General features: G+C 72.8%; 15 protein-coding genes. 10 read left to right on the top strand and 5 right to left on the bottom strand.

What is annotated here, in order from left to right:
• Positions 1-202: 202 nt before the first annotated feature.
• The 3 genes from AB0M82_RS43470 to AB0M82_RS43460 form a co-directional block, all read right to left on the bottom strand.
• Positions 203-670 (bottom strand): hypothetical protein, encoded by a 468-nt coding sequence (locus AB0M82_RS43470; protein ID WP_364735267.1) that lies wholly within the window; start codon positions 668-670, stop codon positions 203-205.
• A gap of 68 nt (positions 671-738) precedes the next feature.
• On the bottom strand, positions 739-1,578 hold the full coding sequence (locus AB0M82_RS43465) for an aldo/keto reductase (RefSeq protein ID WP_364735265.1): 840 nt from the start codon (positions 1,576-1,578) through the stop codon (positions 739-741).
• A gap of 76 nt (positions 1,579-1,654) precedes the next feature.
• Entirely contained in the window at positions 1,655-2,116 is a 462-nt protein-coding gene (locus tag AB0M82_RS43460; RefSeq protein ID WP_364735263.1) for an SRPBCC family protein, read from the bottom strand.
• A 121-nt stretch (positions 2,117-2,237) separates the two neighbouring features.
• On the opposite strand from AB0M82_RS43460, the gene AB0M82_RS43455 reads away from it, so the two are divergent.
• The 3 genes from AB0M82_RS43455 to AB0M82_RS43445 are packed head-to-tail and all read left to right on the top strand — an operon-like array spanning position 2,238 to position 3,213.
• Positions 2,238-2,651 carry a phage holin family protein gene (locus tag AB0M82_RS43455; RefSeq protein ID WP_364735261.1) on the top strand — a complete coding sequence of 138 codons (414 nt, stop codon included), beginning with the start codon at positions 2,238-2,240 and terminating at the stop codon, positions 2,649-2,651.
• Positions 2,648-2,953 (top strand): DUF3618 domain-containing protein, encoded by a 306-nt coding sequence (locus tag AB0M82_RS43450; protein WP_364735259.1) that lies wholly within the window; start codon positions 2,648-2,650, stop codon positions 2,951-2,953. Before AB0M82_RS43455 ends, AB0M82_RS43450 begins: the two co-directional genes overlap by 4 nt.
• Positions 2,950-3,213: a DUF4235 domain-containing protein gene (locus tag AB0M82_RS43445; protein ID WP_364735257.1), complete on the top strand. Its 264-nt coding sequence runs from the start codon at positions 2,950-2,952 to the stop codon at positions 3,211-3,213. The genes AB0M82_RS43450 and AB0M82_RS43445 overlap by 4 nt, the downstream gene beginning before the upstream one ends.
• A 36-nt stretch (positions 3,214-3,249) precedes the next feature.
• Here AB0M82_RS43445 and AB0M82_RS43440 read toward each other — a convergent pair whose 3' ends face one another.
• The gene (locus AB0M82_RS43440) at positions 3,250-3,630 is read right to left on the bottom strand and encodes an STAS domain-containing protein (RefSeq protein WP_364735255.1); all 381 of its coding nucleotides are present in this window, start codon (positions 3,628-3,630) and stop codon (positions 3,250-3,252) included.
• A 184-nt stretch (positions 3,631-3,814) separates the two neighbouring features.
• Between AB0M82_RS43440 and AB0M82_RS43435 the strand changes: the two genes are divergently transcribed.
• From AB0M82_RS43435 to AB0M82_RS43425, 3 genes are read left to right on the top strand one after another with little or no spacing between them, the layout of a single operon-like run.
• Complete coding sequence (locus AB0M82_RS43435; RefSeq protein ID WP_364735253.1) at positions 3,815-5,104, top strand: NAD(P)/FAD-dependent oxidoreductase; 1,290 nt, start codon at positions 3,815-3,817, stop codon at positions 5,102-5,104.
• 25 nt (positions 5,105-5,129) lie between these two features.
• Positions 5,130-5,684 carry a hypothetical protein gene (locus AB0M82_RS43430; RefSeq protein ID WP_364735251.1) on the top strand — a complete coding sequence of 185 codons (555 nt, stop codon included), beginning with the start codon at positions 5,130-5,132 and terminating at the stop codon, positions 5,682-5,684.
• Between the two features lie 55 nt (positions 5,685-5,739).
• On the top strand, positions 5,740-6,831 hold the full coding sequence (locus AB0M82_RS43425; RefSeq protein WP_364735249.1) for a Vms1/Ankzf1 family peptidyl-tRNA hydrolase: 1,092 nt from the start codon (positions 5,740-5,742) through the stop codon (positions 6,829-6,831).
• A gap of 42 nt (positions 6,832-6,873) precedes the next feature.
• On the opposite strand, the gene AB0M82_RS43420 is transcribed toward AB0M82_RS43425, so the two are convergent.
• Entirely contained in the window at positions 6,874-7,767 is an 894-nt protein-coding gene (locus AB0M82_RS43420; RefSeq protein ID WP_364735247.1) for a LysR family transcriptional regulator, read from the bottom strand.
• An 81-nt stretch (positions 7,768-7,848) separates the two neighbouring features.
• Here AB0M82_RS43420 and AB0M82_RS43415 point away from each other — a divergent pair, with 81 nt between their 5' ends.
• The 4 genes from AB0M82_RS43415 to AB0M82_RS43400 all read left to right on the top strand — a co-directional run bounded on the left by AB0M82_RS43415 (position 7,849) and on the right by AB0M82_RS43400 (position 11,403).
• Positions 7,849-9,177, top strand: coding sequence for a diaminopimelate decarboxylase (locus tag AB0M82_RS43415; protein ID WP_364735245.1), 1,329 nt, complete (start codon positions 7,849-7,851; stop codon positions 9,175-9,177).
• A 42-nt stretch (positions 9,178-9,219) separates the two neighbouring features.
• Positions 9,220-10,722 carry a glycosyltransferase family 39 protein gene (locus tag AB0M82_RS43410; RefSeq protein WP_364735244.1) on the top strand — a complete coding sequence of 501 codons (1,503 nt, stop codon included), beginning with the start codon at positions 9,220-9,222 and terminating at the stop codon, positions 10,720-10,722.
• 24 nt (positions 10,723-10,746) lie between these two features.
• Complete coding sequence (locus AB0M82_RS43405) at positions 10,747-10,953, top strand: hypothetical protein (RefSeq protein ID WP_364735242.1); 207 nt, start codon at positions 10,747-10,749, stop codon at positions 10,951-10,953.
• Positions 10,954-11,139: 186 nt separating this feature from the next.
• Positions 11,140-11,403, top strand: coding sequence for a hypothetical protein (locus tag AB0M82_RS43400; protein WP_364735240.1), 264 nt, complete (start codon positions 11,140-11,142; stop codon positions 11,401-11,403).
• The last annotated feature ends 136 nt before the right edge of the window (positions 11,404-11,539 follow it).

Below are 11,539 nucleotides of genomic sequence, written 5' to 3'. Positions count from 1 at the left end.
CGCCGCGTACGTCGGCTCCCACGGGTTGCGGGCGATGCCGTCCGGGACATAGAGTCCCTCAATGCGACATTCACGGCCTTCCGTTGACCGCTTGCGCGGCAGAGGAATCCTTAACTACCCGGCCTGGGCCGGAAAGCCCCTGAAGGCCACCATCAGGGCGCTGGGCACGCTGATGGTGGCCTTCAGAGGCGGTGGTCCCGGCTTACTGAGCCGAGTACGGGGACCGGTTCTCGAGCGACGGGCTGACGTCGGGGTACCGGCCGTCCTGGCCCGGCACCGGGGTGACCGTCGGGGCGTGCTGCTCCGGCACCGCCGCCCGCCGGCCGCCGCGCTGGACGACCGCCTCCACCTCCTGCTCACCGCGGATGCGGGCCAGGATGCCGAGGGTGATCGCGTGGGCCAGCGCGAGGATCAGCAGCAGCACGCCGAGCCGCCCGACGACGCCCGGCAGGTCGCTGCCGCCCATGTCGATGGTCGAGATCAGCGCCAGCACCCCCAGCGTCGCCAGGTGGAACAGCACCGTGACCAGGCGGGTCATCGAAGCGCCGGCCGCCGGGTCGCCGTAGGAGTTCTCCAGGTAACGGCGACCGCTGCGGTAGATGACTTGCCCGTCTATCAGGACCAGCGCCACTCCGATCGCGAGAAACGACAGATACGCGTTGGTGGTCATGCCGGACGCTCCTTCCTGGGGGACCTCTACGGGAAGTACCCGCCGGGTTGCGCACAGAAACGCCGCGGTCACCCCGTGAAAGTGTCCGGGTCCGGCCCGGTCCGGCGGCCGGCTTCGAGCTCGCCGATCGCCGCCATGTCCTCGTCGTCGAGTTCGAAGCCGAACACGTCGATGTTCTGCCGGATCCGGTCGGGCGACGAGGACTTCGGGAACACGATGTTCCCGAGCTGGAGGTGCCAGCGCAGCACCACCTGCGCGGCCGTCCGCCCGTGCTTCTCCGCCAGTCCGGCGAGCACCGGGTCGTCGAGGACGCCGGCCCGCGCGAGCGGGCTCCACGCCTCGGTCGCGATGCCGTGCTCCCGGTGGTAGGCGCGCAGTTCGGGCTGCTGCAACGCGGGGTGCAGTTCGATCTGGTTGACCGCGGGCACCGTGCCGGTCCCCTCGGCGAGCCGGTCGAGGTGGGCGGGCTGGAAGTTCGACACCCCGATCGCGCGGGCCTTGCCCGCCCGCAGGATGTCCTCGAAACCCCGCCAGGTCCGGACGAACTGGCCCCGGTGCGGCAGCGGCCAGTGGATCAGGTACAGGTCGACGTAGTCGAAGCCGAGCCGCCGCAGGCTGCCCTCCAGCGCGGTGATCGCGTTGTCGTGCCCGTGCGCGTCGTTCGCCAGTTTCGTCGTGACGAACACGTCTTCGCGCGCCAGGCCGGCTTCCGCGATGCCGGCGCCGACCCCCGCCTCGTTGCGGTACATCTGCGCCGTGTCGACATGGCGGTAGCCCGCTTCCAGCGCCGTCCGCACGGCACGGGCGGTCTCCTCCGGCGGGATCTGGAACACGCCGAACCCGAACTGCGGGATCCGCACGCCGTTGTTCAGCTCCACGGTGGGAACGTCGGCAGTGGTGGTCGTCATGCGTGCGGCCTACCCGAGGCCTCCGGACACGAAACACGGCGGGACGGAACCCGCCCCGCCGTGTACCACGTATGGGTTACCCGCCCGGGCGGTCCACGTCACCGCGCCAGGCGCCGGTCTCCCCGCCGCGCTGCTCGATGAACTCCTTGAACCGTTTCAGGTCGCCCTTCACCCGGCGGTCGAGGACACCGAGCTTGTCGGCGACGTTCTCGGCGAACCCCTCCGGGTCGATCTCCATCTGGGCGGTCACCCGGGTGTGCGACTCGTCGAGCCGGTGGAAGGTGATCACCCCGGCGTGGTCGGGGCCGGAGTCCGACGTCCAGGCGACCCGCTCGTCGGGGTGCTGCTCGGTGATCGTCGCGTCGAACTCGCGCGTCACGCCGCCGAAGCGCGTCACCCAGTGGGTGTGGGTGGCGTCCATCTGGCGGATCTCTTCGACGCCCTCCATGAACTTCGGGAACTCCTCGAACTGCGTCCACTGGTTGTAGGCGGTGGACACCGGGACCTCGACATCCACGATTTCGGTGATCGTGCTCATTGCACTGCTCCTTGATCGGTTGGTCGAAAACCTCGGCTACCCGGTGCCGCCGCGGCCAAACCCGGCGTGGTTGACCTGCGGCGCGGCCGGGTAACCGGCGGCCAGGCAGAGGAGGTGTTCCGTGATCGAAGAAGCGAGCAAGAAGCCGGCGGCCGACCGTTCGGTCGCCGAGCTGGTGAACGACCTGACCGACGAGGTCAAGCGGCTGGTCCGGGACGAGATGCGGCTGGCGGCCTTCGAACTGCGGCGCAAGGGCAAGAAGATGGGCGCCGGTGCCGGGCTGTTCGGCGCGGCCGGCCTGTTCGCGTTGCTCGGCGCCGGCACGCTGGTCGCGGCCGCCGTGCTGGCGCTGGCGCTGGTCGTGCCCGCCTGGCTGGCGGCGGTGCTGGTCGCGGTGGCCCTGTTCCTGGTCGCCGGGATCGCCGCGCTGGTCGGCAAGAAGGAGGTCACCCAAGGGGTGCCGCCGGTGCCCGAGGAAGCCATCACCGGTGTCCGCGAAGACGTGGAGACCGTGAAACAGGGAGTGCGCACATGAGCGGGGACTTCCCCAAGAACGCCGAAGAGGCGCGGCTCGACCGGGACGCCACCCGGGAAGAGCTCACCGAGACCCTGGAAGCGCTCGGGCAGAAGCTCGACGTGAAGACCAGGGTCAAGGAGAACGTCGACGAAAAGCTCGACGAGGCGACCGCGAAGGTCGCCGACGTGACGAACGAGCAGACCGCGGTCAGGTTCCGCCATGGCGCCGACGTCGTCCGGAGCAACCCGCTGCCGGTCTTCGCCGGCGTGCTGGCCCTGGTGATCCTGATCCGCCTGATCCTGCGCCGGAGGAACTCGTGAACAAGGTCCTGTACAAGCCCCTGAGCTGGGCCGTCGGCGCGCTCGGCGGCATCCTCGCCGGTCAGGCGTTCAAACAGGTCTGGACCCGCGTGTCCGGCGAAGAGGACGCGCCCGACGCCACCGACCGCGACCACACCTGGCGGCAGGTGATCATCGCGGCGGCGGTGCAGGGAGCGATCTTCGGCGCCGTCAAGGCCGCCACGGAGCGGGCCGGCGCCGTCGGTTACCGCAAGGCCACCGGCGAGTGGCCGGACGACTGACCACAGTGGACGGTGGGAGGCGTGGCCGCCGGGCGGTCACGTCTCCCGGCCGGGCTCGGGCACCGCGCGGGTGGCCAGGCCGGCGAGGGCGGCCCCCATCCCGGCGTGGATCTTCAGCACCAGGTCGGCGCCGGTGGCCTCCAGCGAGCGCGTCACCGCGTGGCCACCGCCGACGACGGCGAGCTCGGTGCGCGCGTCCGCCCGCAGCAGCGACCGGACCCCGGCGCAGCTGAGGAAGGCGACGCGGGACAGGTCGGCGACCAGGCGCTCGCCCGTGGCCAGCGTCTCGTCGAGGGTGTCGACAGTGGCGGCGTCGATGTCGCCCACCAGCGTGCAAACGCGGATTCCACCCGGTCTCTCGGTGGTGGTCACGGTCAGGCCGGACGGTTCGTCGAACGTGTCGAAACAGTCGCGCATGGCGCTCCTTTCGCGGCGTGCACAGCTTCACAGGTGTGCAGAGCGCTGACCGGAGCACGTGTCTGAACAACAGCCAACACCCATGACCGTACGCCCCCTCGTCCGCAGGTCAACCCCGCGGGTTTCCTGACCCCGGCCCCGGGTAATCCGCGAAAGACGGATATCCGATCCCGGAAGGAGATCCATGCGTGTCGTGATCGTCGGCGGCGGCTTCGCCGGCTACCACGCGGCGAAGAGCCTGCGGAAGGAGACCGGAGACGACGTCGAAATCGTCGTGCTGAACCCGACGGACTACTTCCTCTACCTGCCACTGCTGCCGGAGGTGGCGGCCGGGATCCTCGACCCGAGACGGGTCACCGTGTCGATCCCGGAGACGCTGCCCGGGGTCCGCCTCGTGCTGGGCGTCGCGACCGGGGTGGACTTCGACGCCCGGGACGTCACCTACACCGACCCGGAGGACCGCGAGCACCGGATCCGCTACGACCGGCTGGTGCTGGCCGCGGGCAGTGTCAACAAGCTGCTGCCGATCCCGGGCGTGCCGGAGTACGCGCACGGCTTCCGCGGCGTGCCGGAGGCGCTGTACCTGCGCGACCACATCACGCGGCAGATCGAGCTGGCCGCGGCGGCCGAAGATCCCGCCGAGCGCGACGCGCGCTGCACGTTCGTGGTCGTCGGCGCCGGCTACACCGGCACCGAGGTGGCCGCGCAGGGTCCGGCGTTCACCGACGCGCTGGCCGCCCGCCACCCCGAGCTCGCCGGGCAGAAGATCCGCTGGCTGCTGCTCGACGTCGCCGAACGCGTGCTGCCCGAACTCGGCAAGCGGCTCGGCCGGACCGCCGACAAGGTGCTGCGGGCCCGCGGCGTCGAGGTGCTGATGAAGACCTCCGTGGACCACGCCGACGACAAGGGCGTCACGCTCACCAACGGGGAGGCCGTGCCGGCCCGCACCCTCGTGTGGTGCGTCGGCGTGCGGCCGGACCCCCTGGTGGCCGATCTCGGGCTCGAGACCGCGAAGGGCAGGCTGGTCGTCACCGAGCAGCTTGCCGTGCCGGGCCGCGACGACGTGTTCGCCTGCGGCGACGCAGCCGCGGTGCCCGATCGCACCCGTCCCGGCCAGTACACCGCGATGACCGCGCAGCACGCCGAGCGGCAGGGCAAGCTCGCCGGGCGCAACGTCGCGGCGTCGCTGGGGCACGGCCGCCCCGGCACCTACCGGCACCACGATCTCGGCTTCGTCGTCGACCTGGGCGCCGGCGCGGCCGCGGCGAACCCCTTGCGCGTTCCCCTGTCCGGCCTCCCGGCGAAGGCCGTGACGCGCGGCTACCACCTCATGGCGATGCCGGGGAACCGGGTGCGCACGGCCGCCGACTGGGCCCTGGAGCGGCTGACCGGCCGCCAGACCGTCCAATTGGGACTCGTCCGCTCCGGCGCCGTACCGCTCGACACGGGCACCCCGGAGCTCCCCCGGCGCTGAAACCCGTACAGTGAAAGGAAGGCGCATGCCCGCCGAACCCGAACCCCTTCGCTCTGAAGGCCCGTCCGTGGTGACCGCCGGCGATCCGGCGGGTCCCAAGGTGATCGTCCTCGACCCGGCAGGCGCCGCGAAGCACGACGAGCTGCCCGCGACCTGGCGGCCCCTGACCGGGAAGCGGGCCGTCTTCTGGTGCCGGGTGCCCGCCGGCGGCGCCCTGACCGAGGCCGACGATCTCCTCGGCGACGCCGGCTCCGGCGATCCCGAGGTCGCCGTCGTGGCGAGCGGTCCCTTCGCGGCGGAAGCGCTGCAGCTCGTGGAACGCCACCCGGGCGCGGCCACGCACCTGCTGCTGGTCGACCCGGCGTCGGACGCGTTCCTCGCTTCCGGCGACGCCGCGAAGGCCAACGACGCCTGGCTGGCCGAGCACGACGACGTCGTGGCCAAGCTGCGCGAGGCGGGTACGGACGTGCGGGTCGTCGCGTCGAGCACCGAAGGGCCGCAAGACCGCGTGCCACCGCCGTTGCCCCTCGGCCACCCGGACGTGGTCGCCGCCGTGCGGGCGGCGCTCGGCGACGGTTAGCCCGGCGACGAAACCACAGGAATTCCTCATCTTCGAGCGCTGAAAGGAGTCCACTATGGACACTTCCGCGTGGCACGGCCTCACGACGGCCGACGGACCCTTCGCGTCGGTGCACTTCGACGCTTCGTACGACACCGGGGACGCCGCGAAGCTGCTCGCGCTCCGGGCGAAGGAGATCGAAGCGGCGCTGACCGACCAGCGGGCCGACGCGGAGACGGTGGACGCCGTCCTCCGGGCGGTCCGCGACCGCGAGCCGCCCGTCGGCAAGGCCGGCCGCAGCATCATCGCCGCGCACGGCGAGGTGCTGCTCGACCAGGCGCTGGCCGGGCCGCCGCCCACGCAGGTGGTGCGCTTCTCGGCGCTGCCGTACCTGCTGCCGCTCGCGACCCACGTCGAGGAGACACCCTCGTACGTGGTGGTCGTGACCGACCGGGTCGGCGCCGAAGTCACCGAGTTTGGACGCGGTGAGCCGCGCACCGAGACCGTCGAAGGCGCCGATCACCCGGTCCACAAGGTGCGCGGCGGCGGCTCGGCCCATCACGACATCCAGAACCGCGCCGAGGAAACCGCCCGGCAGAACCTCGAGGCGGTCGCGCGCCACGTCGCGAAGGCGGTCGAACGCTCCCGTGCGGAGTTCGTCGTCCTGGCCGGCGAAGTCCAGGCCCGGTCGGAGCTGCACGGCCTGCTGCCGGCGCCGATCCGCCGGATCACCACGGAGGTGGACACGGGCAGCCGCGCCGCGGGGTCCTCGCGTGCGGAACTGGACCGGCGCGTCCACGAGCTGCTCGCCGGGCGCCACCTCGCCGGCCTTGACGACGTGGCCGAGACGTTCCGGGCGGAGTCGGGCCGCGCGTCGGGCCTGGCGGTCAGCGGCCTCGAAGCCGTGACGGCGGCGCTGGCGGAGGCCAACGTCGCGACGCTGCTGGTCGGCTCGCCGGGTGACACGGCGGTGTTCGCCGGCCCGGAGCCGGCGCAGGTGGCCGTCGGCAAGGCCGGGCTGCAGGCGCTCGGCGTCCCGGAGCCCGAGCGGCGCCGGGCCGACGAGGCGATCCCGTTCGCGGCGGTCGCGACCGGAGCGGAAGTCGTGGTGCTCGACGAACGCCTCGACCTCTGGGAAGGCTTCGGCGCTCTGCTGCGCCACTCCTGACTTTCACTGCCTCTGAAGGCCACCATCACCTGATGGTGGCCTTCAGCGTCTTTCCCCGTCCGGAGTCCGGGCGAGGTCCACGAACGCCCGCACCACCGGCGCCACCGCGCCGGCCCGCCAGGCCAGTCCCAGGTCGATCCGCGGGACCGGATCCTCCAGGCGCCGCAACACCACCCCGCGCCGCCGGAGCGCACGGGCCCGGTGTTCCGGCACCGCCGCGATGCCCGCGCCTTCGGCGACCGCGCGCATCAGCTGTTCGTCTTCGGGTTCCTCCCGCACGATCGGCGGCACCCCGCCCGGCCAGACCTGACCGCTGATCGCGTCGTACTGGCCCGGGCCGTTCTCGCGGGGCCAGAACACCACCGGCTCGCCGGCGATCGAAGCCCGTCGCACCCGGCCGCGGCGGCGGGCGAGCGCGTGCGCCGACGGCAGCGCGATCAGCACCTCCTCCGAGCCGACCACCGCGACCTCGACCCCCGGGGCGGTCACCGGCGGCCGCACGAAGCCGACGTCGATTTCGCCCGCCGCCAGCCGGGCCAGGTTCAGGCTCGTCCACCCCGTCTCCAACGCCAGCTCGACGCCGGGGTGCCGGGAGCGGTACGCCGCGACCAGGTCGCCGGCCCGCGGGCCGGGCGCCGACCGGGTGTAGGCGATCCGGAGCCGCCCGGCGTCGCCCCGGCCCGCCGCGGCGATCACGCCCCGCGCCCGCTCCAGGCGGCCGAGCAGCTCCCGCGCCTCCGCGGCGGCGATCCGGCCCGCGTCGGTCAGCGCGAAGCGGGGGCCCGACCGATCGAGGAGCGCGACGCCCAGGTCCGCTTCGAACGCGCGGATCTGCTGGCTCAGGGACGGCTGCGAGACGAACAGCCGGGCGGCCGCCTTCGTGAAGTGCATCTCTTCGGCGAGCACGGCGAAGTAGTGCCATCGGCGCAGATCCACCCAGGGATTATAGGGGAATCCTATGCTTTCATCGGAACGAAGTCTTGGACCGGCCGCCCCGCCCGCTGCTGTCCTGGGCGGGTGACCACGACCAGCGCGCCCCTGACCCGCACCGACCGCAAGCTGCTCGCCCTGGCCGCCGCCGCGGACCGGCGGCTCGTCGACCCGATGGCCGGGTTCGTCGACCTGGCCGGGCTCCGCGCCGCCGTCGAAGAGCTCACCGAAGCCTTCGCCCCGCTGGGGCGCGTCCAGCACACGGTCGCGGCGAAGGCGTGCGGGCTGGCTCCCCTCCTGCGGTTCCTCGCCGACCTCGGGATCGACGCCGAGGTCGCGAGCCCGGGCGAGACGGCGGTGGCCGAGGCCGCCGGCGTCCGGGGCCCGCGGCTGGTGCTCGACTCCCCCGCCAAGACCACCGCCGAGCTCGCGCACGCGCTGGCCGAGGCCACCGCGGTCAACGCCGACAACTTCCAGGAGCTGGCCCGGCTCGACCGGCTGGTCGGCGCGACGCCGCCACGGTCGGTGCTGGGCCTGCGGATCAACCCGCAGGTCGGCGCCGGCCGGATCGGCGACACCAGCACCGCCACCGCGGTGTCGAAGTTCGGCATCCCGTTGCGGGACCACGGAAACCGCGCGCTGCTGCGCGAAGCCTTCGCGCACCGGCCGTGGCTGACCCGGCTGCACGTCCACGTCGGCTCGCAGGGCTGCCCGCCCGGCCTGATGGCCGACGGCGTCGCGGCGGTCTTCGAGCTCGCCGAGGAGATCAACGCCGAAGCGGGGTACCAGCAGGTCACCAGCATCGACCTCGGCGGCGGGCTGCCGGTGAACTTCGCCTCCGACGATCCCGGCCCGACCTACGCGGACTACGTCGCGACGCTGCTCGCGCGAGTGCCGGCCCTCGCCGACGGCCGGTACTCCTACGTCACGGAGTTCGGCCGGTCCCTGCTGGCGAAGAACGGCTTCCTCGTCAGCACCGTCGAATACACGAAGGTCGCGGGCGGCAGGCACATCGCCGTCACGCACGCGGGCGCCCAGGTGGCGGCCCGCACGGTGCTCCAGCCGGAGCACTGGCCGCTGCGGCTCGGCGCGCTCGACGCCGCGGGCACGCCGAAGACCGGACCCGTGGTGCCCCAGGACATCGCCGGGCCGCTGTGCTTCGCGGGCGACCTCCTCGCCCGCGAACGGCCGCTGCCGCTGCTGGTCCCCGGCGACCTCGTCGTCGCCCACGACACCGGCGCGTACTACTTCGGCGCGCACTACGCGTACAACACGCTGCCTCGCCCGGCGGTGCACGGGTTCACCGTGTCCGGCCGCGGCGACGTGGAGTTCACGCCGATCCGCCGCGCGCAGTCGGTGGCCGAGCTGGTCGCGGACGCCGGCGCCGAATACGTCGGAGCGCTCCCGGAAGCGTGATCCCCGGCGGTACCATCCCCGGCACACCGAGGGGAGACTGCCATGGGGGCCGGTCGGGAATCCGGGTCGTTGCCGCGGTTCGCCGCGCGGGAAGCAGGCATCGTCGTCGCCGTCCAGGCGGTGGTGCTGACCCTGCTTTCCGGTCGCTACGGCTTCCACCGCGACGAGCTGTACTTCGTCGCCGCCGGCCGGCGGCCCGACTGGGGCTACGTCGACCAGCCGCCTATCACGCCGTGGCTCGCGCGCGCGTCGACGGCGCTGTTCGGGGAAACGCCCACGGGCCTGCGCGTCGTCGCGACGCTCCTCGGGATGGCGACGGTCGTGGTCGTCACGCTGATCGCCCGCGAGTTCGGCGGCGGCCGCGGGGCGCAGCTGTTCACCGCGATCGCGACGGCGTTGTCCGCGTACGTCCTGGTCGTGTCGCACATGCTGGCCACCAACTCCGCGGACGTGCTGCTGTGGTCCCTGATCGCCTGGTCCGGCCTGCGGCTGCTGCGCACCGGCGACGGCCGGTGGTGGCTCGCGGTCGGCGCCGCCGCCGGGCTCGGCATGGCGAACAAGTGGCTGGTCCTGCTCCTGCTGTCCGGGCTCGGCGTCGGCGTGGCCGTCGCCGGGCCGCGCCGGGTGCTGCGGACCTGGTGGCTCGCGGCCGGCATCGGGATCGCCGCCGTGCTCGCCGCGCCGGTGGTGCTCTGGCAGGCGGCACACGATTTCCCGATGCTCACCGTCGCCGGCGGGATCAGCGAGGACGACGGCGCGGAGAACCGCCTCCTGTTCGTGCCGATGCAGCTGGTCTACCTCTCCCCCGCGCTGGTGCCCGTGTGGATCGCCGGGCTCGTGCGGCCGTGGCGCGAGCCCGGCCTGCGCTGGGCCCGCGCACTGGCGATCGCCTACCCGGTGGTCTGCGTGGAACTCCTGGTGCTGGGCGGAAAGCCGTACTACTCGGTGCCGTTGCTGCTGCCGCTGGTGGCGCTGGGCGCCGAGCCGGTGCTGCGGTGGCTGGGCCGGGGCCGGACCACCCGGCGGGTGCTCACCGGCGCGGCCGCCGCGGTGTGCGTGGCCGTGTCCGTCTTCACCGGACTCCCGGTGGTGCCGGCGTCGGCGCTCAACGGCGTGCTGCTGGCGGTGAACAAGGAGCCGGGCGAGCAGGTCGGCTGGCCGGAGTTCGCCGGAACCGTCGCCGGCGCGTGGGCGCGGATCCCGGCCACCGACCGCGACACCGCCGTGATCCTCGCCGGCAACTACGGCGAGGCGGGGGCGATCGAGCGCTACGGACCCGGACTCGGCCTGCCCCAGCCGTACTCGCCGCACATGTCCTACGCCGACTGGGGCCCGCCGCCGGACCGGCTGGTCGGCCCGGTGCTGCTGATCGGGCGGTTCGAACGCGACTCGCCCGCGGCGAAGCTGATCACCGCGTGCCGGCCGGTCGCGAGGCACCACAACGCCGAAGGCGTCGACAACGACGAGGACGGTGTGGTGCTTTCGCTGTGTTCGCTGACCCGGCCGTGGTCGACGGCGTGGCCCGAGTTGCGCCATTTCTACTGATCTACGAAGTCCGTGAATGTCGCATTGAGGGACTTGAAGTCCGGCGCGGCGCCGGCGCTGTTCGCGAACACCTGGCATCGCCTGCGGGTGGAAGCGCGCGGCGCGACCATCATGGCCGCGGTCGACGGGATCCCGATCTTCTGGGCGAACGACCGGGCCGACGCGTCGGCCGTGATCGGGTCGGCGACGAAGCACGGGTTCCAGCTCAATCCGGCGGCGGGGTCGCCGTAGAGCGTGCGGCGGTTCGTGGTCAAGGCCTGACGCCCCGGGAAGTCTCTCCATGCTGGACGGCCTGCGCCGTGTCAAGCGGCCAACCGGAGCGATCGTTATGAACCAGGCTCACATTCGGCCCGTACTCCTAGGTAACGAGCTGCAGCACTCGCCGTCAGAACCCCGCCGGACCGAGAGGCCAGACCGATGTCCACCCTTCCGAACGCGCTGAGCCGCCGCGCGATCGCCATGCTCAAGGCGGTCGGCGAGGGCCGCGCTGAGCTCCGCTGCAGCTGCGAACCCGACCTCCGCGTCGACGGGTTGCCCTGCTGTGACCAGAGCACCGCGCACGACCTGGCCCGCGCCGGGCTGATCCGGGCCACCCTGGTCGTCGCCCCCGGCCAGTGGGCGCCCGCCGAGCTGACCGACGCCGGCCACCGCGCGCTGAGCGGGTTTCCCGCCGCCGCCTGAACCCTCCCGCTCAACGGCCGTGAATGTCGCATTGAGGGTTAGGGGGTATGATTTCCCACCAGCCACCCAAAGGCGGGAAGGGCGGGGCGGGGGGGGGAGACGCCGGGGCCCCGCGACCCCCCGGGGGGCGGGGCGC

Source organism: Amycolatopsis sp. NPDC051128, from assembly GCF_040682715.1.
In the GTDB taxonomy this organism is placed as follows: Bacteria; Actinomycetota; Actinomycetes; order Mycobacteriales; family Pseudonocardiaceae; genus Amycolatopsis.
The sequence above is the reverse complement of the archived record's forward strand: the minus strand, read 5'-3'. Positions and strand labels throughout refer to the sequence as shown.

Coding starts and splice junctions, on each gene's coding strand:
- AB0M82_RS43450 (WP_364735259.1), top strand. CDS start 2,648: ATGAGCGGGGACTTCCCCAAGAACGCCGAAGAGGCGCGGCTCGACCGG.
- AB0M82_RS43465 (WP_364735265.1), bottom strand. CDS start 1,578: ATGACGACCACCACTGCCGACGTTCCCACCGTGGAGCTGAACAACGGC.
- AB0M82_RS43425 (WP_364735249.1), top strand. CDS start 5,740: ATGGACACTTCCGCGTGGCACGGCCTCACGACGGCCGACGGACCCTTC.
- AB0M82_RS43460 (WP_364735263.1), bottom strand. CDS start 2,116: ATGAGCACGATCACCGAAATCGTGGATGTCGAGGTCCCGGTGTCCACC.
- AB0M82_RS43430 (WP_364735251.1), top strand. CDS start 5,130: ATGCCCGCCGAACCCGAACCCCTTCGCTCTGAAGGCCCGTCCGTGGTG.
- AB0M82_RS43440 (WP_364735255.1), bottom strand. CDS start 3,630: ATGCGCGACTGTTTCGACACGTTCGACGAACCGTCCGGCCTGACCGTG.
- AB0M82_RS43470 (WP_364735267.1), bottom strand. CDS start 670: ATGACCACCAACGCGTATCTGTCGTTTCTCGCGATCGGAGTGGCGCTG.
- AB0M82_RS43400 (WP_364735240.1), top strand. CDS start 11,140: ATGTCCACCCTTCCGAACGCGCTGAGCCGCCGCGCGATCGCCATGCTC.
- AB0M82_RS43435 (WP_364735253.1), top strand. CDS start 3,815: ATGCGTGTCGTGATCGTCGGCGGCGGCTTCGCCGGCTACCACGCGGCG.
- AB0M82_RS43410 (WP_364735244.1), top strand. CDS start 9,220: ATGGGGGCCGGTCGGGAATCCGGGTCGTTGCCGCGGTTCGCCGCGCGG.